Here is a 25,035-nt window from a genome sequence, read left to right on the forward strand (position 1 = left end):
ATGGTGCGTCACGACTCAGCAGCAACCGCTGCCGGAGCAGCAGCCGCCCTTGACGATCCCCTTGATGGCAGCTTGTGGCGCAGGCAGCCCGGCATAACGGGCCAGCTCGCTGCGGCTCGGGTAACGGCCGGTCAACACCACCTGTCCCTCCACCAGCACCAGCGGCAACCCCTCCTCCCCGGCGTGGGTCAGAAAAGCGCTGACGGCAGGTGTCTCGGCAAACTGCATCGGCTGCTGGGCCAGATTGAAACGCTCGATGGCCACTCCCTGCTCTTTGGCCCAGGCAAGGTCGGCTGCGAAGGTGACCAGAGCCTGATCAACCTCGGTACCGCAGACACCGCTGGAGCAGCAGAGAGCGGGATCAAAAATCTGAATGGAGGACATGGCATTACTCCTTGTTGCAGCAGGGCTGCGCAGGCAGAACATGGGGGGAGCAGGCTGACTCGGCACGCATCACGCCGCACGCCTCGGGATGACCGGCGCAGCACTCCTCGGTAAGGTAGGCGATCACATCCAGCATCAGGGGAATATTGGCGCGGTAGCGCAGAAAACGCCCCTCCTGTTCCACCGACAGCAGACCGGTATTGAGCATCGCCTTGAGGTGAAACGAGAGGGTATTGGGGGCAATATCGAGCTCGCTGGCCAGTTCACCCGCGACCCGCCCCTCCAGCCCGGCCTTTACCAGCAGCCGCCATACATCGAGCCGGATGCCGGATGCCAGCGATTCAAAGACCTTGGTGGCCATCTCTTTGTTCATCTTCACTCCCCTTGGTGCGACCTTTTCATTTCAACTATACAAGAATCATTGAAATGATCAAGATACGTACCGAAGCGAAGATACGAGGTTCTGGCATCAAAGCGGGCCGACTGGAGAATCGACGAGTGAACAACAATCGCGGATGACCACACAGGGCTCGTCGCAGATAAACAGACGCCCTCCAGAGGGAGGGCGTGTATCAGACAGTCAGAGCTGTCGGGGCAATCAGACGAACGCGTGCCTTACTTGGCAGCTGGCACAGCGTTGAAGGTGAGCAGGGCCGCCTTGTTGGCATCGCTCAGAGTCAGCTGGTTGCCGTTGATGGAGTAAGTTGCCACCTTCTCCAGCTTTTGCAGGAACTCGGTCTCTTTGTTCATGGCGTCGCCGATGCACATCATGCGAGTGGAGCCCATGGCACCCAGCGTCAAGACACCGTCACCCTGCTTGGTGATACCGCCAAAAAAGCGGTTGCAGCCGCCCTTGCCCGCCACCTTGCCGTCAACCACTTGCAGGGTGAAGGTATCGCCGGTGGCGCCTTGCAGCTGCCAGCTGGATGCTTGCAGTTGAGCCATGCTGGAACCTGTTGCCATTGCGCAGCCTCCCAGTGCCAGCGCGGCCAGCAGAGTCAGTTTCTTGTTCATGGATTCACCTCTTAATGATTAGAGCCATCAATACGGCAGCCTGTTTAACATGGCTGGCGCCCATGCCAAAGGATTTTATTGTGATCTCCCTTCACTTTACTACCAGCTGGCATGTGCCATGCTTAGGCTCAGTTCCGGACCCAGGGAGGGGAAACGAATGGTCAAATCACTCATCATCACACTGCTTGCAACCTGCGCCAGCATGGCTGTTCAGGCCGCCGACTGGGCAGTGGTTCAGCCGCAATCCAACCCGTCTCTCTATGTCAAAAGTTACTCGGGTGTGTTGCTCAATGGCCATAGCCATCACAGCGACAGTTTTGATCTCTGGCTGGTCAATAGCGGCTATCAATATCCGGTGGTGGATGATGTGACCCTCTTTATGGAAGCGGGCCCGGCGGTGGCGGATCAGAATCGCACATCCGGTTTCAATATGAGTTCGGGGGTACGCTACCAGCTCTCTCCAGCATTCAATATCGGCAGCCAGATCAAGCATCTCGATCTCAACAAGGCCAGCACCCTGCTGGAGCTCAACTCCAGCCTGCTGCTGACCCCCAGACTCTCCCTCACCGCCAACTACGGCGTCAGCGCCATCACTGCCGATCAGGCACTGAGTCTGGGGGTCGGCTTCAATTTCTGATGATCACAACAGCGGCGTGGCGCTCACCACCACGCCGTTGCGATCCGCATAGACATAATCCCCTTCGTGGATGGTCACCCCGGCAAAGCTGACCACGGCCCCCAGCTCTCCCAATCCTCGCTTCTCGGTCTTGACCGGACAGGCCGCCAGCGCCTTGACCCCGAGCGCCAGTGTCGCCAGAGTGCCCACATCCCGCGCCGCGCCGTGGATCAGGATACCCTCCCACCCCTGCTCCACCGCCTTGACCGCCAGTTGATCGCCGAGCAGCGCACGGCGCAGCGAGCCGCCGCCGTCGATCACCATCACCTTGCCGTGACCGGGGCGGGTCACCAGATCCCGCACCAGACTGTTGTCTTCATAACAGGAGAGCGTTACGGCGCGACCATAGAAGATGGCCTTGCCGCCAAAATCCTGAAACACCGGGTCGGCCACTTGCAGCAAGTCGCCATGTTGATCGCAGAGGTCGGGCAGGAGATCCAGCATGATTTGATTCCTTTCAGATACATGAAGGTGTTCATTCTTTCATCAGGCAAGGTTTCTGGCAATCCAGAAGGATTCAATATTGCCCAGACAAACTGCTGATTTATCAGTCAATACCGGCACCAGCCAGAGCTGGCCATCCTCCACCCAGTAGAGAGCATTCTGGCCAAAACGGGCAGCCAGCTGACGGGCTTGTGGCAGAGATAGCGCCACCGCCAGCGATGACTCCTGCCAGCGTTCGTCCGGGTCAGATCCCCAAAATGGCCCCACCACGGGCACCTGCAAATCCACGGTCAGATGGCGCCACAGCGCCCGTTCCCGCCGCATATTGCGTCGTTCTGTGACCCACTGGCTGGCCGGATTCCAAGCTGTGATGATGGCAAAGGCAGACCAGTCTGGTGGCTCAAATGGCGCGATAAAGCAGATTTTCTTGTAGTTTTCCCACAAATTCATGTCAATCACATGTTACATTCCATTACATTTTGTAGGGGCGAAAACCCGGTTCAGGCCAAGTATGATGCTGCTGTACCAGGGTTTGACCTATATCAAATCAGAGTTAAAAAGTTGCTATCTGACGGCAAAGAGTGTTGTTATGCTCCTGTTAACTGATAAAATGCGGCCACTTTCGTAATGGACGACCTTTCCAGGCTCTGCTCGACCAGACTTGTCGGGAACCTATAAGTGGCACAGGGATACTTGCCGGTACTGATGCCTAATTCGCGATATTCCGACCTGACTCTCATACCCAGGATGACGTAATAAATTTTCAGGATCAGTCAGGAAATCGGTTTGAAACGCCAAAGAGTGTTAAATTTAAGATAATTAACTGATAAGAATCTGGGAATACTCATGCAAACACCACACATTCTGATCGTCGAAGACGAGCTGGTCACACGCAATACCCTGAAAAGCATTTTTGAAGCCGAAGGCTACATCGTGCTCGAAGCCAACAACGGCGACGAAATGCACCAGGCCCTCACTTCCCACACCATCAATCTGGTGATCATGGACATCAACCTGCCGGGCAAGAACGGCCTGCTGCTGGCCCGTGAGCTGCGTGAGAACGACAACATCGCCCTGATGTTCCTGACCGGTCGTGACAACGAAGTGGACAAGATCCTGGGTCTGGAGATCGGCGCCGATGATTACATCACCAAGCCGTTCAACCCGCGCGAACTGACTATCCGTGCCCGCAACCTGCTGAGCCGCACCATGAACGTGGCAGCCGGTGGCGAAGAGAAGAAGCTGGTTGAGCGCTACCTGTTCAACGGCTGGGCGCTGGATATCAACAGCCGCGCACTGGTCAGCCCGACTGGCGATATGTTCAAGCTGCCGCGCTCCGAGTTCCGCGCCATGCTGCACTTCTGCGAAAACCCGGGCCAGATCCAGACCCGCGCCGAGCTGCTGAAGAAGATGACCGGCCGTGAGCTCAAGCCCCACGACCGTACCGTTGACGTGACAATCCGTCGCATTCGCAAGCACTTCGAAAGCGTTAACGATACTCCGGAGATCATCGCCACCATCCACGGCGAAGGCTACCGTTTCTGTGGTGAACTGGAGCAGGAATAAGCTCCCGCTACGCTGTTGATCTGAAAAGGCGCCTCGGGCGCCTTTTCTGTCTCTGCGGTTTGCCTTAAAGCTGAGAAACGGTGAGCGTGACGTCGAACTGCGCACAAGACAGATGAAAAACAAAAAACCCACTCGCAGGAGTGGGCTTTTTGTTTTGAAGCTGGAGCGGGCAGCGGGAATCGAACCCGCATCATCAGCTTGGAAGGCTGAGGTAATAGCCATTATACGATGCCCGCCTGGCATCTCAAATTTGGAGCGGGTGATGGGAATCGAACCCACGTATGCAGCTTGGGAAGCTACCGTTCTACCATTGAACTACACCCGCGTCAGGGCTCCTACTATATGCATTTTGCCGCCGAGCGCAATGGCGCCTTTGCCACTTTTTTCAATAAATCAATCTGTTCGGACAAGGATTGAACAGACGGTTGCTTTTTCAATCAAACATTTTCAACACAGATAATTTACAAGGTTGCCAAGGCCAAACGGCAAGGATAGTCTTGCGCCACTCGACGCGAGGATGGTGGTAATGGATAAAAAAACGCAAAAACGTCTCTATGGCTGGTTGCGCAAGCAATCGAGTCACGGTCGCCGCTGGATCACGATATCCATCGCTTTTGGCCTTGGCCAAGGCATTCTGATGGTGGCGCAAGCCTGGCTGCTGGCGACCCTGTTGCACGGCTTTATCATCGAAGGCTCAACGCCTGAGCAATCCATCACGCTCTTTATTACCCTGCTGCTGGTGACGCTTGGCAAAGCGGCGCTGGCCTATGGCCGCGAAGTGGCCAGTTTCAAGGCGGGCAGCGCGGTGCGCCAAACCATCCGCCAGCTGGTACTCACTCGTTTGAGTCGCCTCGGCCCTGCCTATATCCAGCGCCGTCCGGCCGGTAGCTGGGCCAGCCTGTTGCTGGAACAGATTGAAAACATGCAGGATTTCTTCTCCCGCTATCTGCCGCAGATGGCCATCGCCGTCTTTATTCCGGTGGTGATTCTGGTGGCTGTATTCCCGGTCAACTGGGCGGCGGGCCTGATCCTGCTGGGCACTGCCCCCCTCATCCCCATCTTTATGATCCTGGTGGGTGTGGGCGCCGCCGATGCCAACCGCCGCAACTTTCAGGCGCTGGCCCGTCTCTCCGGCCACTTCCTCGATCGCCTGAAGGGGCTGCGTACCCTGCAACTCTTTATGCGTACCCAGGCAGAAGGTGACGCCATTCGCGACGCCTCGGAAGATTTTCGCGAGCGCACCATGGAGGTGCTGCGCCTGGCGTTTTTGAGCACCGCCGTGCTGGAGTTCTTCGCAGCCATTTCTGTGGCGCTGGTTGCCGTCTACTTTGGCTTCTCTTATATCGACCATCTGAACTTTGGTAGCTATGGGGTAAAGGTCACCCTCTTTACCGGCCTGTTCGTGCTGTTTCTCGCCCCCGAGTTCTACGCCCCGCTGCGGGAACTGGGTGCCCACTACCACGCCAAGGCGCAGGCCATTGGCGCTGCCGAGCAGCTGCTGGAATTCCTCGAAGCCGAGGTGAGCGAACCGGCCGCAGGCACGGCGCCGTTCCATGCCGACAGCCCGGTCAAGGTAGAAGCCAAAGGACTTGAAGTGCTGAGCGCCGAAGGCAAGGTGCTGGTCGGCCCCATCGACTTCACCCTGGAAGCCGGTTCACGCACCGCCCTCATCGGCGTCAGCGGTGCAGGCAAGAGCTCGCTGGTCAACGCCCTGCTCGGCTTTGCCCCCTATCGCGGTGAGCTCAAGGTCAACGGACAGGAACTCGCCACCCTCGACATGAGCCAGTGGCGCCTGCAACTGGGCTGGCTCTCGCAAAACCCGCAGCTGTTCCACGCCTCCTTGCGTGACAACCTGCTGCTGGCCAAGCCAACGGCCAGCGATGCCGAGCTGGAAGATGCCCTGAAACGGGCACAGGCGTGGGAATTTGCCATGGAGAAGGGGCTCGACTATCCGGTCGGCGATCAGGCAGGCGGCCTCTCGGTTGGTCAGGCCCAACGCCTTGCCCTGGCGCGGACCCTGCTCAAATCAACCCAGCTGATGGTGCTCGATGAGCCGACCGCCAGTCTGGATCGCCACTCCGAACGCGCCATCATGACCACCCTCGAGCAAGTGATGGCTGGCCAGACCCTGCTGATGATCACCCACCGCCTCGACCAGCTTACCAAGATGGACAAGATAATGGTGCTGGCCCGCGGCCAGCTGGTGGAGCAAGGCAGCTTCCAACAATTGAGTCAGGCGGATGGGCCTTTTGCCCGCCTGCTCTCCCAACGTTCCGGAGGTTCTCTCGATGAGTGATCTGTTGCCGTTTCTGCGCCTCTATCGCCAACACTGGCTCAGCCTCACCATTGGTTTGCTGCTGGCGCTGGTGACCCTGGCCGCCGGCATGGGGCTGCTCTCCCTCTCCGGCTGGTTCCTCTCCGCCGCCGCCGTGGCGGGAATGACCGTTGCGACGACCCATGCCTTTAACTACATGACCCCCGCGGGCGGGGTGCGCTTCTTCTCCATCGTCCGCACAGCCGGTCGCTGGGGTGAGCGGGTCGTAAGCCACGACGCCACCTTCCGGGTACTGACCCGACTGCGGGTCTGGTTCTGGCAGAAACTCTCGCCGCTCTCCACCGGTACCCTGGCCGGTTTCCGTCAGGCGGATCTGCTCAACCGACTGGTGGCCGACATCGATGCGATGGACCACGTCTATCTGCGGCTGATCACCCCCATAGGCGCGGCCCTGCTCAGCACCGCCGGACTGGTCTTCTTCCTGTCGTTTTTCGACAGCCGCCTCGCCCTCACCCTGGGTGCCATTCTGCTATTTGGCATGATTGCCCTGCCGCTGGTGTTCTACTTCCTCGGCCGTCGCCCCGGTCAGGCGCTGATTGCCGAAAAATCGACCCTGCGCACCCGGATGGTGGACTATCTGGATGGTCAGGCCGAGCTGCAGATGTTTGCCGCCGCCCCCAAGGCGCTGGTTGAGCTGCAACAGGCCGAACAGGCGCTGCTCAACGCCCAGGCCCGGATGGCCAAGGTGAGCGGGCTGGCCAACTTCTCGGTGCAACTGCTGAGCGGCTGGACCCTGACCCTGATGCTCTGGCTGGCCGGTCATGGGGTCGCGGGTGCGGCGCCCGACCCCATCACAGCACTGATGGTCTTTGCCACCCTGGCAAGCTTCGAGGCTCTGATGCCACTAGCGGGGGCTTTCCAGCACCTCTCCACCAGTCTTACCTCGGCACGCCGCCTGAACGAGATCCTGCAAGAGGCCAAAGCCCCCGTGTGGGGCAACGAGCAGACCCACGCTACCGCTGGCGCGCTGCAGATCAATGACCTCTATTTTGGCTACCCCGGCAACCCCCAGCCGGTGCTGCGTGGCTGCACCCTGCAACTGCATGCTGGCGAGAAGCTGGCCCTGCTGGGCCAGACCGGCTGCGGTAAATCGACCCTGATGGGGCTGCTGACCCGGGAGTGGAGCCCGCAGGCTGGCAAGATCCTGCTCGATGGCAAGCCGCTCACCGACTACAGCGAAGGGGCGCTACGCGCCTCCATCTCGGTGGTGAGCCAGCGGGTACATCTGTTTGCCGATACCCTGAGGGGCAACCTCAAGCTGGCCGCCCCGACCGCCTCTGACGAGCAGCTGATTGCGGTGCTGACCCAGGTCGGACTGGCCAATCTGCTGGAAGATGAGGCGGGCCTCGACGCCTGGCTCGGTGACGGCGGCCGCCCCCTCTCTGGTGGCGAACGCCGCCGTATCGGCATCGCCCGCGCCCTGCTGCACGATGCGCCGCTCTGGCTACTGGACGAACCGACCGAAGGGCTCGACAGCCAGACCGAGCGGGAGATCATGGATCTGCTGTTCCGGCTCGGGGCAGATCGCACCTTGCTGCTTATCTCCCACCGTCTGCTGGGGATGGAGCAGATGGATCGGATTGCCCTGATGGAAGAGGGACAGATCCGCCTCTGCGCCCCGCACGACGAGCTGCTGGCGGATGATTACTACCGCAGCCTCTATCAGCGGCTGGCTCCTGTTTGATATCAGGCTGATATCAGCCTGATGGGGGTCACACCCTGACAACCGGGCGCAAAACGGGGCTGGTCGCCGCAGGCGGCTGGCCCCTATAATGTCCCCCTCATTATTCAACAAGATGCCGACATGGAGCGCCTGCGCATTTCTACTGTCCTCATCACCGACACAAGATACGAGACGATGAAACGCCTGATCCTGATGATGCCCCTGATTGCCTCCGGCTGTGCCAACTACGCCTTCAACAGCAATCTGGATAAAGAGAACTTCGACGAATACTTCAAACCCGGTAGCGTGCGCATCTATGAACAGGATGAGCTGGCTGACCTCAACTACCTCTACCTCGGCACCATCGAGGGTGAATCCTGCCAGGCCGATGCCAACCAGCCGGTACCCAACGCCGGTGAAGCGCGCACCCTGGCTCGCCGCCGCGCAGCCGACATGGGGGGCAACGGCGTCACCATCGACAAGTGCGCCGAGTTCAGCGACACCCCGGGCTGCCTGAAGCAGGTGATCTGCTACGGGCAGGCGCTGAAAGTGGCCGAAGAGAAGTAACCCGCTGTCATGGCCCTCGCTATCGTTCGCCTTGGCAGCCCGCGCCTGCCCGATGAGGGGCTGCGGATCGGCACGGTGCGCCGCCCGCCCCGCGGCGTACCCAAGAGCGAATTTGCCAGCCAGCATTGGTACGATGTCTGGTTTCCCAACCTGGCCCCCAGCAGCGAGACCATGAAGCTGGGGCAGACAGCCGAGACGCCCGCCCAGTGGGCAGCGTTTGGCAAACAGTACAAGGCCGAGATGGCGCAACCTGCCGCCAAGCACGATCTGGCGCTGCTGGCCGCCCTCTCCCACACCACCAATCTGTCGGTGGGTTGCTACTGCGAGCAGGACTCCCGCTGCCATCGCACCATTTTGAAAGAGCTGCTGGTAGCCGCGGGGGCCGCCATCCGCTAACTCGGTGAGCGACAGCGATGGGATGGGGAATCGCGTCAGCCTGTATTCGGCAACCATCAGGCATTTGATAGACAGAGAGGGCATCCCGCGGGATGCCCTCATTCACACCTGCCGCGCCACGCTCGGCAGCAGCGGCTTGATGCACCTCTCCTATTGCAGACTGGGCTCCAGCAGCTGCTGCCGTAGCGAAGTCTCCTCGGCCTGAGTCATGGCATGTTCCGCCACCCCGGCGGCAGGCTCGATGGCCAGCCAGTGGGCAAGGTCGGCGGCGGTCTCCTCCAGCGGCCGAAAGTTCAACCCCTTAACGATGGCCGCCTCGGCACTTATAGAGCCGTAACCGGCAAATTCCGCCTGCGCGCAGGGCAAGAGGGTGGGATAGCTCTGCCAGGGCTCGATACCGGCTGCCATTAGGGTGGGCCAAGGCTGCCACTCGGGCTGAATGGGTCTGGCGGGCTGCAACCGGGCGCTCAGCCGCTCCAGCCAGTCACTCAAGGTAATGCCGGGTTTGAGCAGGTTGAAGATGCCCGATAGCTGCTGCTCGGCCGCGCGCAACACAAACTCGGCGCAGTCGCGCACATCGAGATACTGCAAGCGATCCTCGCCACTGCCCGGCAGCAACCAGGGCCCACCCTGCTGCACCCGCCTCACCCACCAGGCCATGCGCCCGGTGGGATCATGGGGGCCGCACAGCACACCCGGGCGCAAGATGCAGAGCCGAGCGCCCCAGCGGGCGCGATACTCCTGCTCGCACAATACCTTGAGCGGGCCATAGTCAGTGGGCATCTCCCCTTCGGGGATAGCATGCAGCGGCGCCGACTCATTCATCCCGGGCATTGAGAAATCGCGATAGACGCTGATGGTGGAGATAAAAATCAGCCGCGCGCAGCGCCCGCGCAAAGCCGCCGAGAGGCTCGCCGCCTGCTCGGGGCGATAGCAGCAGGTATCGATGACGAGGTCCCACTGCAACCCGGCCCCTTGCAGGGCGCTCAGGCTCTTGTCCCTGTCGCCGGTGAGCTGCACCAGATCGCGCCAGTCCGGATGCTGGTGCAGGCCACGGTTGAACAGGGTCACTTCATGGCCCCAATCCAGCGCGAGCGCGGTGAGGTGGCGCCCCAAAAAGCCGGTGCCACCGATAATCAGCAGTTTCATCCCTCTCCCTCCCCCTTCGGCGCGAGTGCGCACATTTCATCCTGACACGCCAGTTGCCTTCACCCTACGCAACTTGGCGCGCGGGCACAGCCCCCGACTGGCCGGGATGGGACAGGGATCACGGCAGCGCCGCAGAAATAGGCGTAATAAGGCCGAACCTGCGTTTTGGGGCCGCCTGTGCTAAATTGCCGGGGTTTTCAGTCAGGATCCGCCATGAAGTTCGAAATCGACACCCTCGGGATCATCCGCTCTCCCTACAAGGAGAAGTTCGCCATCCCCCGCCAGCCCGGACTGGTCAAATCGGCCCGCGCCCGCCTCGAGCTGCTCCCCCCTTACGATCAGCCGGATGTGCTGCGCGGCATCGAGCAGTTCTCCCATCTGTGGCTCAGCTTCGTCTTTCACCAGACCATGGCGCTGGGCTGGCACCCGACAGTGCGCCCGCCACGCCTTGGCGGCAACGAACGGGTCGGGGTTTTTGCCACTCGCTCCACCTTCCGCCCCAATCCGCTAGGGCTCTCGGTGGTCGAGCTGCACGGGATCGGCCGTGAGCGGGGCAAGCTGTGGCTGGAGCTGGGGGCGGTGGATCTGCTCGATGGCACCCCCATCGTCGATATCAAACCCTATATTCCCTATGCCGACAGCCTGCCGGATGCCCGTGGTGGTTTTGCCCCCGACGCGCCCACCCCGCCGCTGGCGGTGAGTTTCAGTGCCGAGGCCGAGCAGCAGTTGCAAACCTGGTTCAAGGCCCACCCCGAGCTGCGCCAGCTGGTAAGCGAAGTGCTGGCGCAAGATCCGCGCCCCGCTTACAAGAAGGGCAAGCCCGATGAGAAGGAGTACGGGGTGCGACTGTTTGACTGCAACGTCCGTTTTCGCATCAGCGAGCCGGATTGCGTGGTGCTGGCCATCGAGCCCGCCTGAACCTTGGCAGGCCGACATCACGGATGCTATTTCACGCCTTCTTCACGTCACAAGGGGCTTAATGAGCCTGTAAATTGTGTGGCATTGATCAGACTATCCACCCGGTTACCAGTGATACCATGCAGACAGCAGAGGGCATCTCCTCTCTGACTGAGGCCAGCCGCAGGCTGCCGGTTGATGGTAAGCATGGCAGCTCGGCTGTTGCAGCCAAAGGATCTGGCCTCGCTCCGACACGTTTGAGTGCGGGGATGCCACACGGATGTGACAGCACTTCGAAGGAACAAACCTATGCTGATGAACAGTGAACAACGTTATGGCACCCTGAATATCGGGCTGCACTGGCTGACCCTGTGGGCCATGATCGCCGTCTACGCCCTGATCGAATTTCGCGATATCTTCCCCAAGGGGGACCCTGGCCGGGATCTGATGAAGGAGTGGCACTTTATGCTGGGGCTGCTTATCTTCGCCCTGGTGTTTGTCAGACTGGCCCTGCGCTGGATGAGCCCGACGCCGCGCATCGTGCCCGAGCTCTCCCCAGTCATGCACAAGCTGGCAAAACTGGCCCACCTCGCCCTCTACGGTTTTCTTATTCTCACCCCGCTGTTTGGCTGGCTGCTGCTGAGCGCCGCGGGCAAGCCCATCCCCTTCTTCGGGCTTGAGCTGCCTGCCCTGCTCTCCCCAAGTCCGGACCTCAAGGGGCTGATCAAGGAGGTACACGAGACGCTGGGCAATATCGGTTACGCCCTGATCGGCCTGCACACGGTGGCGGCCCTCTATCACCACCATATTCTCAAAGACAACACCCTCACCAATATGCTGCCGCCACGCCGCAGCTAACAAGCAGCAGAACAAAAACAGAAGGGGCACACATTGCCCCTTCTGTTTTTTGAACGCGACAAGACCGGTGTCTCTGAAGCGGCCCACTGCTCAGGCCTCTGACAGGTCTCTACAAGCAGAACGCCTTATGATTCAGTCCCGATACAGGAGCTGCACGATAGGATTCGAATTGACTCAAAGCGACATACACTTTCTAATTGACAGTCTGGACCCCTATGACCGTTCACATCATGAAAATTCTGTTGGTCGAAGACGACAAGCTGCTCAATCACCACCTCTCCTCTCTGCTGACCGAAGCCAACAATCAGGTATACAGCACCGATCAGGCCGGAATTGCGTTGCACTATGCCGCCGACTACCCCATTGATGTGGCGATCATCGATCTCGGTCTGCCCGATATGGATGGCTTGCAGTTGATCCGCCAACTGCGCGAACGGCAGATCCCCTTCCCCATCATTGTGCTGACCGCCCGTGGCAACTGGCAGGACAAGGTCGAAGGACTGGAGGCGGGGGCTGATGACTATCTGGTCAAACCGTTCCAGAAAGATGAGTTGCTGGCCCGCCTCAATGCCTTGATGCGCCGCAGCGCCGGCTTTATCTCCCCCAGAGTGAAGGCCGGTGATTACGAGCTGGATCTCTCCCGCAAGGAGCTGACCATCGACGGTGAAGTGGCAGTGCTCACCAGCTTTGAATACCTGATTCTGGAGTACCTGATGCGCAACGCCCGTCAGGTGGTCTCCAAGCAGCAGTTACTCGACCAGCTCTACGGCGATGGAGAGGGGGATCCCAACACCATAGAGGTGATGGTGAGCCGCCTGCGCAAAAAGCTGGATCCGGAAGGGACGATTCAACCCATCTCGACCATCCGTCGTCAGGGCTACATCTTCAACCTCTCCTGTAGCTGATGCAGTTTCATCTGCCACGTCCCATCAGGATGCTCCGCAGCTCTCTGCACATCAAACTGCTGCTCAGTTCGCTGCTGGTCATCGCACTGAGCATGGGGTTCGCCGTCTATGCCCTCTACCTCGGCCATATGGAGGAGCAGAGCCAGAAGGCGAGCGCCGGCATGCAGGAGAACCTGGCCAAGATGTTCTCCTCTACCAAGCCAGTCAACAGCGAAGCCACCGAGATCGGACGCATTTCCCGCCAGGTCAGTAACAGCAATCTCGATACGCTGATCTGTCGTGCCGATGGCGAGCTGATTTGGTCAAGCCTCCATATGCCGGAGGTGATCAAGGCCAAACAGACCATCTGTCGGGACCTGATGAAGTATCTGGGAGGAATGGATCTCGACTACTTCTTCAAGAAGCACACCATCAAGAACGGCGAGAGCTACTTCGTCTACAGCCTGCGTTTTACCCGCAATCCCGGCAGCGGCACCACAGCCTACTACGTGGTGATGATTGACTCGGCCAAACGCTATCACGAAGAGTCCCGCGCCTACCTCTACCAGACGGCCAAACAGGCGTTGCTCGCCTATCTGCTGCTAGCCGGGCTGCTGCTGCTCACCACCTTCTGGAGCCTCCGCTCCCTGCGCACTATCGCCAATCAGCTCGACGACATCCGGGCAGGCAAGCGGGATGCTATCGCCCATGATTTTGAACGGGAGTTGGCCCCGCTGACCGACTCCATCAACCAGTTGCTGGAGAACGAACGCCAGCAGACCCAGCGCTACCAGCATGCCCTCAACGATCTCGCTCACAGCCTGAAAACACGGCTGGCGCTGATCCAGATCACCACCCGCGAAATGAAGCTGGGGAGGGAGATCCACGACAACATCAATGAACAGATCCTCACCATGGATCAGATGATCCAGTACCAACTCAGACGAGCCGTCACCGGTCGCCAGCGCCTCGCCAGCAAGGGCACCGAGCCGGTACCGCTCATCGAGAAGCTGCTGGCCAGTCTGGCCAAGGTCTATCGCCACAAGAAGCTGCAGACCCACTTCCAGTTCGATGATGATGCCCTCTTCCACGGCGAACAGGGCGATCTGATGGAACTGATGGGCAACCTGCTCGACAACGCCTGCAAATTTGCCATCAGCGAAGTGAAGGTGACAGTACGCCGCCATCTCGATCGGTTACGCATCGAGGTAGAAGATGATGGCCCGGGCATCGATCCGGCCAAATCGGAGCAGATCTTTCAGCGTGGCGTGCGCGCTGACAGCTCGCCCGGCCAGGGCATCGGTCTGGCTGTCGTGACCGAGATCGTTCACAGCTACGGCGGCCAGATCCGGGTCGATGAATCTCCCCTCGGCGGTGCCCGCTTTACCCTGGATCTTCCCTGACACCGGATGGGCAAGGCCACGAGCCCTGCCAACCGCTCCATCGCCCTCCCCGGGGTTAAAAAATCCTGCCTGGCACCACCCAATTCAGCAATATGCTATCGAGATGCTTGAGATGTGAGGCATCTCGGTTAAGCTATGGCCGACTCGTTTGTTAACCATTTGATGGATCTTTAATCGCACTATGGAAAACATGTTTGAAAGATTGATGTACGCATCCCGCTGGATCATGGCCCCCATCTATCTTGGGCTCAGCCTCATACTGCTGGCACTGGGGGTGAAATTCTTTCAGGAGATCCTCCATATCCTGCCCAACATACTGGAGATGAAAGAGGTGGATCTGGTGCTGGTCACACTGTCGCTGATCGATATCACCCTGGTGGGGGGACTTATCGTGATGGTGATGTTTTCCGGCTATGAGAACTTCGTCTCGCGCCTCGATGTAGGGGATGAGAGCGACAAACTGGTTTGGCTCGGCAAGCTCGATGCCGGCTCCCTGAAAAACAAGGTCGCCGCCTCCATTGTCGCCATCTCCTCCATTCACCTGCTCAAGGTGTTTATGAATGCCGAAAACCTCCCCAACGACAAGATCAAGTGGTACCTGCTGATCCACATCACCTTTGTCCTCTCGGCCTTCGCCATGGGCTACCTCGACAAGCTGACCCGCAAATAGAAGTCAGCCTGTAATAGACGCTATGCCCGATAACGCAATCCGGATCGGGCATAGCGGTCGCCCCGAGCTGGGGATGGATTGGCAACGGGGATAAGCAAGTCACCAACATAAATGGCCGCCCGCCTTGGCCGGTATTGTGGCCGCCTTGAATGCCATGGCGGCATTCTCTACAATGACCCACTTTTTATTCATTTCGGGTTATATCGATGAGCGATACCAGCACCAAACCGGCTCTGCCGGATCACCTCTCCTGCAATCCCCGCAGCCCTCACTATGTGGCAGCCTGCTTCGAGCACCCGATCGGTATTCGCCTGAACGGCAAAGAGCGCACCGATGTCGAGGAGTACTGCATCAGTGAAGGCTGGGTGAAGATCCCCTCCCCCAAGGCGCTGGATCGCCGTGGTCAACCCATCCTGATCAAACTCAAGGGCACCGTCGAAGCCTATTACAGCTAATCGCGGCAACCCGCTTCGGGTAAAACAGAAGGCCACCCTCGCGGTGGCCTTCTGTTTTTCGGCATTTGTGCTGGCATCTGCGCTCGCATCGTCGCCAGCACCAGACCATATTTCTCGCCGGGCAGCCCTTATACCCCCAACCGATCGCGCAAGGTGTACCAGGCGGCGCCCGCGGCGGTGAAGGGAATGCGGAACAGCCGACCGCCCGGGAAGGGGTAGTGCGGCAGCTTGGCAAAGGCATCGAAGCGCTCCGCCTGACCGCTCAGCACCTCGGAGAGCAGCTTGCCCGCCAGATGGGTACAGGTGACACCGTGGCCGCTGTAGCCCTGCATGTAGTAGATGTTGGGGCCGATGCGACCAAACTGTGGCAGCCTCGACAGGGTGAGCAGGAAATTGCCTGTCCAGGTGTACTCCACCTTGACGTCTTTAAGCTGGGGGAAGGTCTTGAGCATCTTGGGGATGATCAGCCGCTCGATATCTGCCGGATCCCGTGCGCCATAGACCACGCCGCCGCCATAGATCAGCCGGTGATCGGCGCTGGTGCGGTAGTAGTCGAGCAGGTAGTTGCAATCCTCCAGGCAGTAATTCTGCGGCAGCAGCTCGCGGGCCCGCTCCTCCCCCAGCACCTCGGTGGCGATCACCTGGGTGCCGCAAGGCATGCTCTTGCCGGCAAGCTCGGGCACCAGATTGCCGAGGTAGGCGTTACCGGCCACCACTATGTAGCGCGCCTTCACCGCTCCTTTGGCGGTCTTGACCAGAGCAGGCTGGCCCGGGGTGATGCTGGTAACGGCAGACTGCTCGAAGATCTGCCCACCCTGCATGCGGATCGCTTCAGCCTCGCCGAGAGCCAGATTGAGGGGGTGAATATGGCCGCCGCTCTTGTCGAGCAGGGCGCCGACGTAGCGATCGCTCGCCACCACTTCGCGCACGCCTCTGGCATCGAGCAGCTCCAGCTTGTCGTTGCCCCACTTCTGCCAGCGCGCCTGCTGCGCCTTGAGCTCGTGGAACTGTTTTTCGGTCTCGGCGGCAAAGACGCCCCCCTCCTGCAGATCGCACTGGATGTTGTAGCGTTTGATCCGCTCGCGGATGATCTGCCCCCCCTCAAACAGCATGGAACCGAGCAGCCTGGCCTGATCCGGCGGGCAGTTCGCTTCTATGGTGTCAATGTCGCGGCTGTAGGAGTTGACTATTTGGCCGCCGTTGCGGCCGCTGGCGCCAAAACCGACCCGGGCTGCCTCCAGTACCACCACCTTGTAGCCCTTCTCCACCAGATGCAGGGCACTGGAGAGGCCGGTATACCCCGCCCCGATGACGCAGACATCGCACTCCAGCTGCTCGGTCAGTGTCGGGTAGGGCGCGTGTTTATTGGCGCTGGCTGCGTAGTAACTGTTTACATGTTCGGTCATGATCCTGTTTCCTTACCGGTTTGGTTGGCAAACCCTATTCCAAGATTAAAAACTGGCCGGGGTATGGGCACTGACGATGCGACAGGTCTCCCCCGACGGATTGCTGAAGCTGTGGGGTTCGCCAGTGTCGATCACATAGCTGTCACCCGCCTCCAGCTGATAACTCTCTCCTGCCACGGTCAGGATCACCGAACCCTCCAGCACAGTGCCCACCTCTTCTCCCTGGTGGGTCACCTGACCACCGGTGTCGGTGCCCGGGGGGTAGGTCTCCAGCATAAAGCCGAGCTGGCGGCGGTTGTTGCCGTTGTGCACCAGCTTCATCGAGACCCCCTGACTGCCCAGCTCGATCAACTGATCACCCTTGATCACCACCTGCGGCGGGCGACTCAGCTCCTCTTCGGCAAAAAAGCGTGACAATGGCAAGCCATATACGGTGAGCAGCTTTTGCAGCGAGGCGACCGAGGGGCTCACCTTATCCTGCTCGATCATGCAGATAGCACCGTGGGTCAGGCCGCTCAGCTCGGCCGCCCTCCGCTGGGAGAGCCCCAGTTGATGACGCACCGCCGCCAGCCGCTCCCCCATGCTCGCCTGCCGTGCAGCCCCCTGACCGGAGCGGGTACTGCTGCTCTGGGTTGGCGCCCCGCTCATGGCAGGCCTCCGCCATCGATTCCCTTGTCACGTTGGTACATTGGCCACCTCCCTGTTGCCACTGGTTAAAATAGCGGACCAGCCATGGCATCACTGTTTGCTATCTTACACAGCCTGGCGTTCATTATTTTGCACACCACTTATCGTGCGATACCCTGTTCATCTGGTTAAACTGCGCTACACAGCCCAATTTCTAGCATGCGACACACCAACAATTCAAATATATTTAACACTTGAAAAACATTTGCGCTCAATTTATGGTCTCTCTGTGCTTATTATTTTATACGGCAGCAGTACAGGATGAGCCGCATCATCGCCACCTTGCTGCCAGGTTTCATCATCGAGGCTTGCCATGTCCGCTACCAGTTCCAATCAAAGCTTGATCAAATCCCGTGCCTATATAGCTGGTCACTGGTGCGAGGCCGCCAGCGGCCGCACCTTCGAGGTGACCAATCCTGCCAGCGGGGCCGTCATTACCCAGGTGCCCGACATGGATGCCGAGGATACCCGCCGCGCCATCGCGGCCGCCCACGCGGCGCAACCCGCCTGGGCTGCGCTGACCGCCAAGGAGCGCAGCAACAAGCTCTACGCCTGGTTTGCCGCCATCACAACCCATAGCGACGAGCTGGCGCGCATCATGACCTGCGAGCAGGGCAAGCCGCTGGCAGAAGCCAAGGGCGAGGTGACCTATGGCGCCAGCTTTATCCAGTGGTTCGCCGAGGAGGGCAAGCGCGCCTATGGCCGCACCATCCCGGGTTTTAGCGGCGATCGCCGGCTGGCCACCATCAAGCAGCCGGTCGGGGTAGTCGCCGCCATCACTCCGTGGAACTTCCCCATTGCCATGATCACCCGCAAGGCGGGCCCTGCGCTGGCAGCGGGTTGCACCATCGTCATCAAACCCGCCGCAGAAACGCCGCTCTGCGCGCTGGCGCTGGCGGTGTTGGCCGAGCAGGCGGGCATCCCCGCCGGTGTCATCAATATCGTCACCAGCCATCAGGCGAGCGCTGTGGGCAACGAGCTGTGCAGCAATCCGGTGGTGCGCAAGCTCTCCTTCACCGGCTCCACCCGCATCGGCAAGCTGCTGATGCGCCAGTGCGCCGACACCATGAAGAAGCTGTCGCTGGAGCTGGGCGGTAACGCCCCCTTTATCGTCTTTGACGACGCCGACCTCGACGCCGCCGTGGCCGGGGCACTCGCCTCCAAATACCGCAACGCCGGGCAAACCTGCGTCTGCGCCAACCGCATTCTGGTGCAGGCCAGTATCTATGACGCCTTCGCCGAGAAGCTGACCGCTGCCGTCAGAGCCTTCAAGGTGGGAGATGGCATGGCGGAAGGCACCCAGATCGGCCCGCTCATCAACCCCGCCGCCGCCAGCAAGGTAGCCGAGTTGGTGCAGCAATCAGTCGCCGCCGGTGCCGAAGTACTGCTGGGGGGCGAAGCCCACCCCGCCGGCCCCCTCTTCTACCAACCTACCATTTTGGGCAAGGTGGATAAAACCAACCCCATCCTGCAGGAGGAGATCTTCGGCCCGGTCGCCCCGCTGGTGCGCTTCGAGACGGAAGCCGAAGCCATCGCGCTGGCTAACGATACCCCTTATGGGCTCGCCGCCTACTTCTATGGCCGCGATATCGCCCGTGTCTGGCGCGTCGCCGAGCAGCTTGAATACGGCATGGTCGGCATCAACGAGGGGATCATTTCAACTGAGCTGGCTCCCTTCGGCGGCATCAAGGAGTCAGGTCTGGGCCGGGAAGGGGCCGCCGAGGGGCTGGAGGAGTATCTGGAGACCAAATATCTCTGCTTTGGCGCCATTCGCTAGGGCAGTAAAACAGAGACGACAGGCCGCCGATCTGGCCCGATGGGCTGTTCGGCGGTAATGGGCGCCAGATCGCCCACCACATTTTCAGGGAATATCCGGGGCTGCGGCCCCTCAGGGAGGAAAGATGAGTCAGTCAGAATCAAACAAGGCGTGGCAAGCACGCCGCGAAGCGGCCGTGGTCAACGGCGTCGGCACCCTGCTGCCGGTCTTTATCGACCGTGCGCAAAATGCCGAGCTGTGGGATGTGGAGGGCAACCGCTACATCGACTTTGCCTCCGGCATCGCCGTGCTCAACACCGGCCACAACCACCCGAAGGTGGTGGCGGCGGTGCGCGAGCAGCTGGAAAAATTCAGCCACACCTGCTTTCAGGTCACCCCTTACCCGGGCTATATCGAGCTTGCCGAAAAGCTCAACGCCCTGGTGCCCGGCCCGACCCCGAAACGCACCCTGTTTCTCTCCACCGGTGCCGAGGCAGTCGAGAACGCCATCAAGATCGCCCGCGCCCATACCGGTCGCAGCGGCACCATCGCTTTCAAGGGGGGCTTTCACGGCCGCACCATGATGGGGATGGCGCTCACCGGCAAGGTGGTCCCCTACAAGACCGGCTTTGGCCCCTTCCCGGGTGAGGTCTACCACATCCCCTTCCCCGCCGACTATCTGGGGGTAAGTGAAGAGGATGCCCTGTACGCCCTCGATCTCTGCTTCAGCGCCGACATCGAACCCTCCCGCGTTGCCGCCATCATCATCGAGCCGGTACAGGGAGAAGGTGGCTTCTATCCTGCCTCCGCGAGCTTTATGCAAAAGCTGCGCAGCATCTGCGATCAGCACGGCATTCTGCTCATCTGTGACGAGATCCAGAGCGGCTTCTGCCGCACCGGCAAGACCTTCGCCACCGAGTATGCCGGCATCGAGCCGGACATCATGACCCTGGCCAAGAGTCTGGCGGGGGGCTTCCCGCTCTCTGCAGTAGTCGGCAAGGCAGAGATCATGAACGCCGCCAAGCCGGGGGGCCTGGGTGGCACCTATGCCGGTTCCCCCATTGCCTGCGCCGCCGCGCTGGCGGTGTTGCAGGTGATCGAAGAGGAGCAGCTCAACCAGAAGGCCCAGGCGCAAGGTGAGCAGATCAAGGCGGGACTGGAACGCATAGCCGAGCGTTTTGACTGCATAGGTCAAATTCGTGGACCCGGAGCCATGGTGGCCATGGAACTGGTGAAACAACGTGATGCCAGCCGGCCCGATCCCGACCTCACCAAACGTCTGGTGACCGAGGCGGGCAAACGCGGTCTGATCCTGCTCTCATGCGGGGTGCGCGCAAATGTCATCCGTTTTCTCGCCCCCCTGACCGCCCCTGCGGCAGTGATTGACGAAGGGTTGCGACTCCTTGAAAAATCGCTGGAGGCCGTGCTGGACTGACCAGCAGGAAAGCAATCGCTAACCTGTGCAAAAAAATGCAGTTTCGCCCCCCTTTTTTACTTGTCAAGGGGGCCCTGCAAATGCACAATGCGCCGCCACTGCAAGGACCGGTATCACCACATCTCACCGGTCCTTTTTTGTGCAGCGAACAAACCCATAAACGAGGCCGGATCACCCCCGGAAAAGATAGCGAGATTGGCAGCAATCTCCCGACACCACATTCTGTGAGGAACAACATGGGGCATCTCTATGCTTTCCTGCCGGCTCTGACCGGCGCGCGCCACCCCGGCGCCCTTGATTTCCGGGCCTCTCTCCCGGTTTCGTTGATGGAGTGTGCCGCCCTGGCACCGCGTGAGGAACAGGCATGATGAACGCCCAACCGGTTGGTCTGAAAAAGACCCTGAAACTGTGGCAGGTCGTGGTCATGGGTCTTGCCTACCTCACTCCCATGGCGGTATTCGATACCTTCGGCATCGTCACCGAAATTACCGAAGGCCATGTGCCGACCGCCTACCTCTTTGCCCTCATCGGCATGTTGTTCACAGCCCTGAGCTACGGCCATCTGGTACGCAAGTTCCCGTCGGCAGGCTCCGCCTATACCTATGCCCAGAAGGTGTTTCACCCCTATGTCGGCTTTATGGTGGGCTGGACCTCCCTGCTCGACTATATGTTCATGCCGATGATCAACATGCTGCTGGCCAAGATCTATCTGCAGGCTCTCTTCCCCGAGGTGGAGCCCTGGACCTATATCTTCGGACTGGCCGCGGTGATGACCATACTCAACCTGCGCGGCATCAAGCTGGTGGCCAACTTCAACAGCCTGATCGTCATCATGCAGTTCAGTATTATCGCCGTATTCATCTGCCTGATCGCCTGGGGCGTCCACAACGGTGAAGGGTTGGGGACCGTGGCCAGCAACCGTCCCTTCTTCTCCGAGCAGATCAACATCTCGCCGTTGTTGATGGGTGCCTCCATCCTCTGTCTGTCGTTCCTCGGCTTTGATGCCATCAGCACCCTGTCGGAAGAGACACCGGACGCGGATCGGGTGATCCCCCGCGCCATCGTGCTGACGGCGCTGATCGGCGGTGTGCTGTTTGTCAGCACGTCCTACTTCCTGCAGCTCTACTTCCCGGACATCTCCCGCTTCAAGCAACCGGATGCAGTCCTGCCGGAGATCGCTCTCTATGTCGGTGGCAAACTGTTCCAGGCGGTGGTACTGGTCTGCACTACGGTGGCGGTGCTGGCCTCGGGACTCGCCTCTCACGCCGGGGTGTCGCGCCTGCTTTATGTAATGGGTCGTGATCGCGCTCTGCCGAGTCGCTTCTTCTCCTATGTGCATCCGAAGTGGCAGACCCCGGCATGCAATGTGCTGCTGGTCGGTCTGCTGGCCCTCTCCGCGGTATCGTTCGATCTCGAGATGGCACTGGCACTGATCAACTTTGGCGCCCTGGTGGCCTTCACCTTCGTCAATCTGGCGGTGATTGCCCACTTCTATGTGAAGCTAGGCCGCAACAAGTGTCTCAAGGATCACCTGATGTACCTGCTGCTGCCGCTCTGTGGCGCCGCCTGCATCGGGGTGTTGTGGCTCAATCTGGAACCCGCCTCCTTCGAGCTGGGGCTGATCTGGGCGGCGCTGGGTGCCATCTACCTGTTCCTGCGCCTCACCGTGTTCCGCATCCCGCTACAACCTGCTGACAAGGTGGAGATCGCCCAGTAATCGCGGCTCAACCATACCGCCATACAAAACAAGGAGCCTGCGAGCTCCTTGTTGTTTTTGCGGCGAGCTGGTTGCCAGAAACGCGGTTTCTGCAGGAAGTGTGACTGATTTCAAATAACTACCCAGCCGGACCGCTCGCCGTGCCATGGCCCGAGCCGCGTCGCCTCCTATCATTAGTCACTAATGTGAATGGATATGCAATCACTCTTTTTCCATTTCACCCCCTCCCATCCCCCGCCAGCCGATAAGATCGCTGGACTCGAGCCCGGGGGAACGCCGGCAAATATGATCAGGATCAATGTTGAGGCGCTATGCACCCTGCAGCCCCGATTTGCCGACTTTTCATACGTTACGACAGGGTTCTCTTACCCCCCGAAAAGGGGGGAGCGGCTCGGGGACGGCTGCCGGGGGCGAGTGACCACTTACCCGCCCCCTGCGTATGCAAAAAAATGCGTTAATCCGCCCTTTTTTGCTTGTCAAGGGGGCTGACCGAATGCACAATACGCCGCCAATAAAGGACCGATGTTCACTGCGACATCGGTTTTTCTATTTTGAAGTGCAGTACAAACCCACCACAAGAGGCCGGAACATTTCCGGAAGTGATATCCGAGATTGCCAAACAATCTCCCGACGTTGAGAGGATAACAATGGGGCGTTTTAATGCTTTCCTGCCGGTACAGCCCGGTATGCGCCTCCCCGGCGCCCTTGATGTACAGGCTTGCGAATCCATCGTATCCCTGCGCTCGTTGCAAGCACGTGCTGCGGCACTGATTGAGGAGAAAGCGTAATGGCATCGCAAAACGCCAAGCTGCTCAAGACCCTTACCCTGACACAAGTGATTGTGATGGGTCTGGCCTATCTGACCCCCATGGCTGTCTTCGACACCTTCGCCATCGTCGGTGACATCACCGATGGCCGGGTCGCCACCGCCTATCTGCTGGCTCTGGGTGGCATCCTGCTCACCGCTTTCAGCTACGGTCATCTGGTACGCAAGTTCCCCTCTGCGGGCTCTGCCTATACCTATGCCCAGAAGGTGTTCAACCCCTACGTCGGTTTCATGGTCGGCTGGTCATCCCTGCTCGACTACATGTTCATGCCGATGATCAACATTCTGCTGGCCAAGATCTACCTGACCGCCATGTTCCCGGGCGTCGAGCCCTGGGTGTTCATCTTCGGTCTGGTGACCGTGATGACCTTCCTGAACCTGCGCGGCATCAATCTGGTCGCCAACTTCAACGGTCTGATCGTGGTGATCCAGCTGGCCATCATCACCCTCTTTATCGGCCTGATGGCGTGGGGCATCTACCACGGTGAAGGGGCTGGCACCCTGATGAGCAGCCGTCCGTTCCACTTCGAGTCAGCACAGCTGGTACCGCTCTTTACCGGTGCGACCATTCTCTGCTTCTCGTTCCTGGGCTTTGACGGTCTGAGCTCCCTCTCCGAAGAGACTCCAAATGCCGGCAAGGTGATCCCCAAGGCGATCGTGCTGACTGCCCTTATCGGCGGCATCATCTTCGTGGTGGTCTCTTACTGCCTGCAGCTCTACTTCCCGAGCCTTGCCCGCTTCCAGCATCCGGATGCGGTACTGCCGGAGATCGCCCTCTACGTTGGCGGCACCTTCTTCCAGTCCGTGGTGCTGGTCTGCACCACGGTCGCGGTACTGGCTTCCGGCATGGCGGCTCACGCCGGTGTGTCGCGCATCCTCTACGTGATGGGGCGTGACCGCATGATCCCGGAGAGGGTGTTTGGCTACATCCACCCGAAATACCGTACTCCGGCCATCAACGTGCTGATGGTGGGCGGTCTGGCCCTCTCCGCCGTGTCGTTTGATCTGGATACCGCACTGGCGCTGGTCAACTTCGGCGCACTGGTGGCGTTCAGCTTCGTCAACCTGTCGGTGATCGGTCAGTTCTGGGTGCGCGAGAAGCGCAACAAGACCCTCAAGGATCACGTCATCTACCTGTTGATGCCGCTGCTCGGTGCCGCCACCATCGGTGCTCTGTGGATCAACCTGGAGCAGAGCTCGCTGGAGCTGGGCCTGATCTGGGCGGGCCTCGGCGCAACCTATCTGTTCCTGCGTCTGGCGGTGTTCCGCATCCCGTTCCGTCAGTACGAGGAAGCGGCTGACGCCTGATCCTTTGCGGATAATGGATAGACAGAAGGGGAGCCATGGCTCCCCTTCTTGCTGCCGGTCTGTGGCCGGTCACACGGGCTTGGGCCCGGTCTGCTTACTACTTATCCAGTACGGCGGTCGCCGCAGCCTTGAGCGGATCGCGAGCGATGGTCTTGGCATCCTGCTCCGCCTTGTGCAGCTGCTGGTTTGCCTTGTCCATCTTCTGCTGCATACCGTTGCCGCTCTCCTTGAGGTCGGCACGCTTCTCGCCCAGCAGGTCGGTGCGGCCTTTTTGCACCTCGGCTTTCACCTTCTCTTTCTCCTGCTTCACCAGCTTGCTGGTATCACAGTTGCCCTTGACCCCCAGAGTGGCATTCACCGCTTCGTTTTTGAGGGCCTTGTCGAGGTTGCAGTCGGTTTTCAACAGGCTGGCCTGTGCCCCTGCCGAGAGCAGCCCCAGCGACAGAGAGAGGATCCATGCACGCATCATCTTGTTTACTCCTGCTTGCCAATAAAGGGGCGCAGTGTAGCGATCACATTCCGGCTGACAAGGCGGCAGT

General features: G+C 59.9%; 26 protein-coding genes and 2 tRNA genes. 17 read left to right on the forward strand and 11 right to left on the reverse strand.

Annotation, left to right across the window (positions count from 1 at the left end):
• Positions 1 to 15: 15 nt before the first annotated feature.
• From arsD to G5193_RS05990, 3 genes are all read right to left on the reverse strand, one after another.
• Positions 16 to 384, reverse strand: a complete 369-nt coding sequence (gene arsD, locus G5193_RS05980; protein WP_005347398.1) for an arsenite efflux transporter metallochaperone ArsD — start codon at positions 382 to 384, stop codon at positions 16 to 18.
• A gap of 4 nt (positions 385 to 388) precedes the next feature.
• The gene (locus G5193_RS05985; protein ID WP_005338181.1) at positions 389 to 757 is read right to left on the reverse strand and encodes an ArsR/SmtB family transcription factor; all 369 of its coding nucleotides are present in this window, start codon (positions 755 to 757) and stop codon (positions 389 to 391) included.
• Positions 758 to 999: 242 nt separating this feature from the next.
• Positions 1,000 to 1,398 (reverse strand): META domain-containing protein, encoded by a 399-nt coding sequence (locus G5193_RS05990; RefSeq protein ID WP_216958634.1) that lies wholly within the window; start codon positions 1,396 to 1,398, stop codon positions 1,000 to 1,002.
• A 157-nt stretch (positions 1,399 to 1,555) separates the two neighbouring features.
• Between G5193_RS05990 and G5193_RS05995 the strand changes: the two genes are divergently transcribed.
• Positions 1,556 to 2,035, forward strand: a complete 480-nt coding sequence (locus tag G5193_RS05995; RefSeq protein ID WP_005350173.1) for a hypothetical protein — start codon at positions 1,556 to 1,558, stop codon at positions 2,033 to 2,035.
• Between the two features lie 3 nt (positions 2,036 to 2,038).
• On the opposite strand, the gene G5193_RS06000 is transcribed toward G5193_RS05995, so the two are convergent.
• Both G5193_RS06000 and G5193_RS06005 read right to left on the reverse strand, forming a co-directional pair.
• On the reverse strand, positions 2,039 to 2,518 hold the full coding sequence (locus G5193_RS06000; protein ID WP_042054958.1) for a putative 4-hydroxy-4-methyl-2-oxoglutarate aldolase: 480 nt from the start codon (positions 2,516 to 2,518) through the stop codon (positions 2,039 to 2,041).
• A 42-nt stretch (positions 2,519 to 2,560) separates the two neighbouring features.
• Positions 2,561 to 2,968, reverse strand: coding sequence for a DUF3293 domain-containing protein (locus G5193_RS06005; protein ID WP_421205395.1), 408 nt, complete (start codon positions 2,966 to 2,968; stop codon positions 2,561 to 2,563).
• Positions 2,969 to 3,364: 396 nt separating this feature from the next.
• On the opposite strand from G5193_RS06005, the gene arcA reads away from it, so the two are divergent.
• Positions 3,365 to 4,084, forward strand: a complete 720-nt coding sequence (gene arcA, locus G5193_RS06010; RefSeq protein WP_005338193.1) for a two-component system response regulator ArcA — start codon at positions 3,365 to 3,367, stop codon at positions 4,082 to 4,084.
• A gap of 161 nt (positions 4,085 to 4,245) precedes the next feature.
• Here the strand turns inward: arcA and G5193_RS06015 are convergent.
• Positions 4,246 to 4,320: transfer RNA gene (locus tag G5193_RS06015), tRNA-Gly, on the reverse strand.
• A gap of 15 nt (positions 4,321 to 4,335) precedes the next feature.
• A tRNA-Gly gene (locus tag G5193_RS06020) sits at positions 4,336 to 4,409 on the reverse strand.
• A 201-nt stretch (positions 4,410 to 4,610) separates the two neighbouring features.
• Between G5193_RS06020 and cydD the strand changes: the two genes are divergently transcribed.
• The 4 genes from cydD to G5193_RS06040 all read left to right on the forward strand — a co-directional run bounded on the left by cydD (position 4,611) and on the right by G5193_RS06040 (position 9,045).
• On the forward strand, positions 4,611 to 6,380 hold the full coding sequence (gene cydD / locus G5193_RS06025; protein WP_421205397.1) for a heme ABC transporter permease/ATP-binding protein CydD: 1,770 nt from the start codon (positions 4,611 to 4,613) through the stop codon (positions 6,378 to 6,380).
• Positions 6,373 to 8,103: a heme ABC transporter ATP-binding protein/permease CydC gene (cydC, locus tag G5193_RS06030; RefSeq protein ID WP_421205399.1), complete on the forward strand. Its 1,731-nt coding sequence runs from the start codon at positions 6,373 to 6,375 to the stop codon at positions 8,101 to 8,103. The genes cydD and cydC overlap by 8 nt, the downstream gene beginning before the upstream one ends.
• Positions 8,104 to 8,277: 174 nt before the next feature.
• Positions 8,278 to 8,649 carry an Rcs stress response system protein RcsF gene (gene rcsF / locus G5193_RS06035; RefSeq protein ID WP_013723982.1) on the forward strand — a complete coding sequence of 124 codons (372 nt, stop codon included), beginning with the start codon at positions 8,278 to 8,280 and terminating at the stop codon, positions 8,647 to 8,649.
• 9 nt (positions 8,650 to 8,658) lie between these two features.
• Positions 8,659 to 9,045, forward strand: a complete 387-nt coding sequence (locus tag G5193_RS06040) for a DUF488 domain-containing protein (RefSeq protein ID WP_421205401.1) — start codon at positions 8,659 to 8,661, stop codon at positions 9,043 to 9,045.
• Positions 9,046 to 9,195: 150 nt separating this feature from the next.
• On the opposite strand, the gene G5193_RS06045 is transcribed toward G5193_RS06040, so the two are convergent.
• On the reverse strand, positions 9,196 to 10,194 hold the full coding sequence (locus G5193_RS06045; protein ID WP_158109737.1) for an NAD-dependent epimerase/dehydratase family protein: 999 nt from the start codon (positions 10,192 to 10,194) through the stop codon (positions 9,196 to 9,198).
• Positions 10,195 to 10,407: 213 nt separating this feature from the next.
• Here G5193_RS06045 and tsaA point away from each other — a divergent pair, with 213 nt between their 5' ends.
• The 6 genes from tsaA (at position 10,408) to G5193_RS06075 (ending at position 15,361) form a co-directional block, all read left to right on the forward strand.
• The gene (tsaA, locus tag G5193_RS06050; protein ID WP_421205403.1) at positions 10,408 to 11,112 is read left to right on the forward strand and encodes a tRNA (N6-threonylcarbamoyladenosine(37)-N6)-methyltransferase TrmO; all 705 of its coding nucleotides are present in this window, start codon (positions 10,408 to 10,410) and stop codon (positions 11,110 to 11,112) included.
• A gap of 288 nt (positions 11,113 to 11,400) precedes the next feature.
• Positions 11,401 to 11,949, forward strand: a complete 549-nt coding sequence (locus tag G5193_RS06055) for a cytochrome b (RefSeq protein WP_064341216.1) — start codon at positions 11,401 to 11,403, stop codon at positions 11,947 to 11,949.
• Between the two features lie 230 nt (positions 11,950 to 12,179).
• Positions 12,180 to 12,854 (forward strand): response regulator, encoded by a 675-nt coding sequence (locus G5193_RS06060; protein WP_216953181.1) that lies wholly within the window; start codon positions 12,180 to 12,182, stop codon positions 12,852 to 12,854.
• Entirely contained in the window at positions 12,854 to 14,236 is a 1,383-nt protein-coding gene (locus G5193_RS06065) for an ATP-binding protein (protein ID WP_216953180.1), read from the forward strand. Before G5193_RS06060 ends, G5193_RS06065 begins: the two co-directional genes overlap by 1 nt.
• A gap of 181 nt (positions 14,237 to 14,417) precedes the next feature.
• Entirely contained in the window at positions 14,418 to 14,906 is a 489-nt protein-coding gene (locus G5193_RS06070) for a TIGR00645 family protein (protein WP_040065876.1), read from the forward strand.
• A gap of 206 nt (positions 14,907 to 15,112) precedes the next feature.
• Positions 15,113 to 15,361: a DUF3297 family protein gene (locus G5193_RS06075; protein ID WP_005347440.1), complete on the forward strand. Its 249-nt coding sequence runs from the start codon at positions 15,113 to 15,115 to the stop codon at positions 15,359 to 15,361.
• A 128-nt stretch (positions 15,362 to 15,489) separates the two neighbouring features.
• Here the strand turns inward: G5193_RS06075 and G5193_RS06080 are convergent, their stop codons facing one another.
• Together G5193_RS06080 and puuR are read right to left on the reverse strand one after the other, a co-directional pair.
• On the reverse strand, positions 15,490 to 16,767 hold the full coding sequence (locus tag G5193_RS06080; protein ID WP_216953179.1) for an NAD(P)/FAD-dependent oxidoreductase: 1,278 nt from the start codon (positions 16,765 to 16,767) through the stop codon (positions 15,490 to 15,492).
• A 45-nt stretch (positions 16,768 to 16,812) separates the two neighbouring features.
• Positions 16,813 to 17,349: an HTH-type transcriptional regulator PuuR gene (gene puuR / locus G5193_RS06085; RefSeq protein ID WP_337072501.1), complete on the reverse strand. Its 537-nt coding sequence runs from the start codon at positions 17,347 to 17,349 to the stop codon at positions 16,813 to 16,815.
• Between the two features lie 418 nt (positions 17,350 to 17,767).
• Between puuR and G5193_RS06090 the strand changes: the two genes are divergently transcribed.
• The 5 genes from G5193_RS06090 to G5193_RS06110 all read left to right on the forward strand — a co-directional run bounded on the left by G5193_RS06090 (position 17,768) and on the right by G5193_RS06110 (position 24,496).
• Positions 17,768 to 19,231, forward strand: a complete 1,464-nt coding sequence (locus tag G5193_RS06090) for an NAD-dependent succinate-semialdehyde dehydrogenase (RefSeq protein ID WP_421205405.1) — start codon at positions 17,768 to 17,770, stop codon at positions 19,229 to 19,231.
• Positions 19,232 to 19,355: 124 nt separating this feature from the next.
• Positions 19,356 to 20,645 (forward strand): 4-aminobutyrate--2-oxoglutarate transaminase, encoded by a 1,290-nt coding sequence (gabT, locus tag G5193_RS06095; RefSeq protein ID WP_421171739.1) that lies wholly within the window; start codon positions 19,356 to 19,358, stop codon positions 20,643 to 20,645.
• 367 nt (positions 20,646 to 21,012) lie between these two features.
• A complete protein-coding gene (locus G5193_RS06100) occupies positions 21,013 to 22,362 on the forward strand; it encodes an APC family permease (protein WP_421205507.1) in 1,350 nt (449 codons plus the stop codon).
• A 647-nt stretch (positions 22,363 to 23,009) separates the two neighbouring features.
• Positions 23,010 to 23,150 (forward strand): hypothetical protein, encoded by a 141-nt coding sequence (locus tag G5193_RS06105; RefSeq protein ID WP_005338239.1) that lies wholly within the window; start codon positions 23,010 to 23,012, stop codon positions 23,148 to 23,150.
• Positions 23,150 to 24,496, forward strand: a complete 1,347-nt coding sequence (locus tag G5193_RS06110; RefSeq protein ID WP_021230506.1) for an APC family permease — start codon at positions 23,150 to 23,152, stop codon at positions 24,494 to 24,496. The genes G5193_RS06105 and G5193_RS06110 overlap by 1 nt, the downstream gene beginning before the upstream one ends.
• A 97-nt stretch (positions 24,497 to 24,593) precedes the next feature.
• Here the strand turns inward: G5193_RS06110 and G5193_RS06115 are convergent, their stop codons facing one another.
• Positions 24,594 to 24,965, reverse strand: coding sequence for a hypothetical protein (locus tag G5193_RS06115; protein ID WP_234924227.1), 372 nt, complete (start codon positions 24,963 to 24,965; stop codon positions 24,594 to 24,596).
• Between the last annotated feature and the right edge of the window lie 70 nt (positions 24,966 to 25,035).

Source organism: Aeromonas sp. 601027 (genome assembly GCF_049174455.1).
Classification (GTDB): Bacteria; Pseudomonadota; Gammaproteobacteria; order Enterobacterales; family Aeromonadaceae; genus Aeromonas; species Aeromonas veronii_A.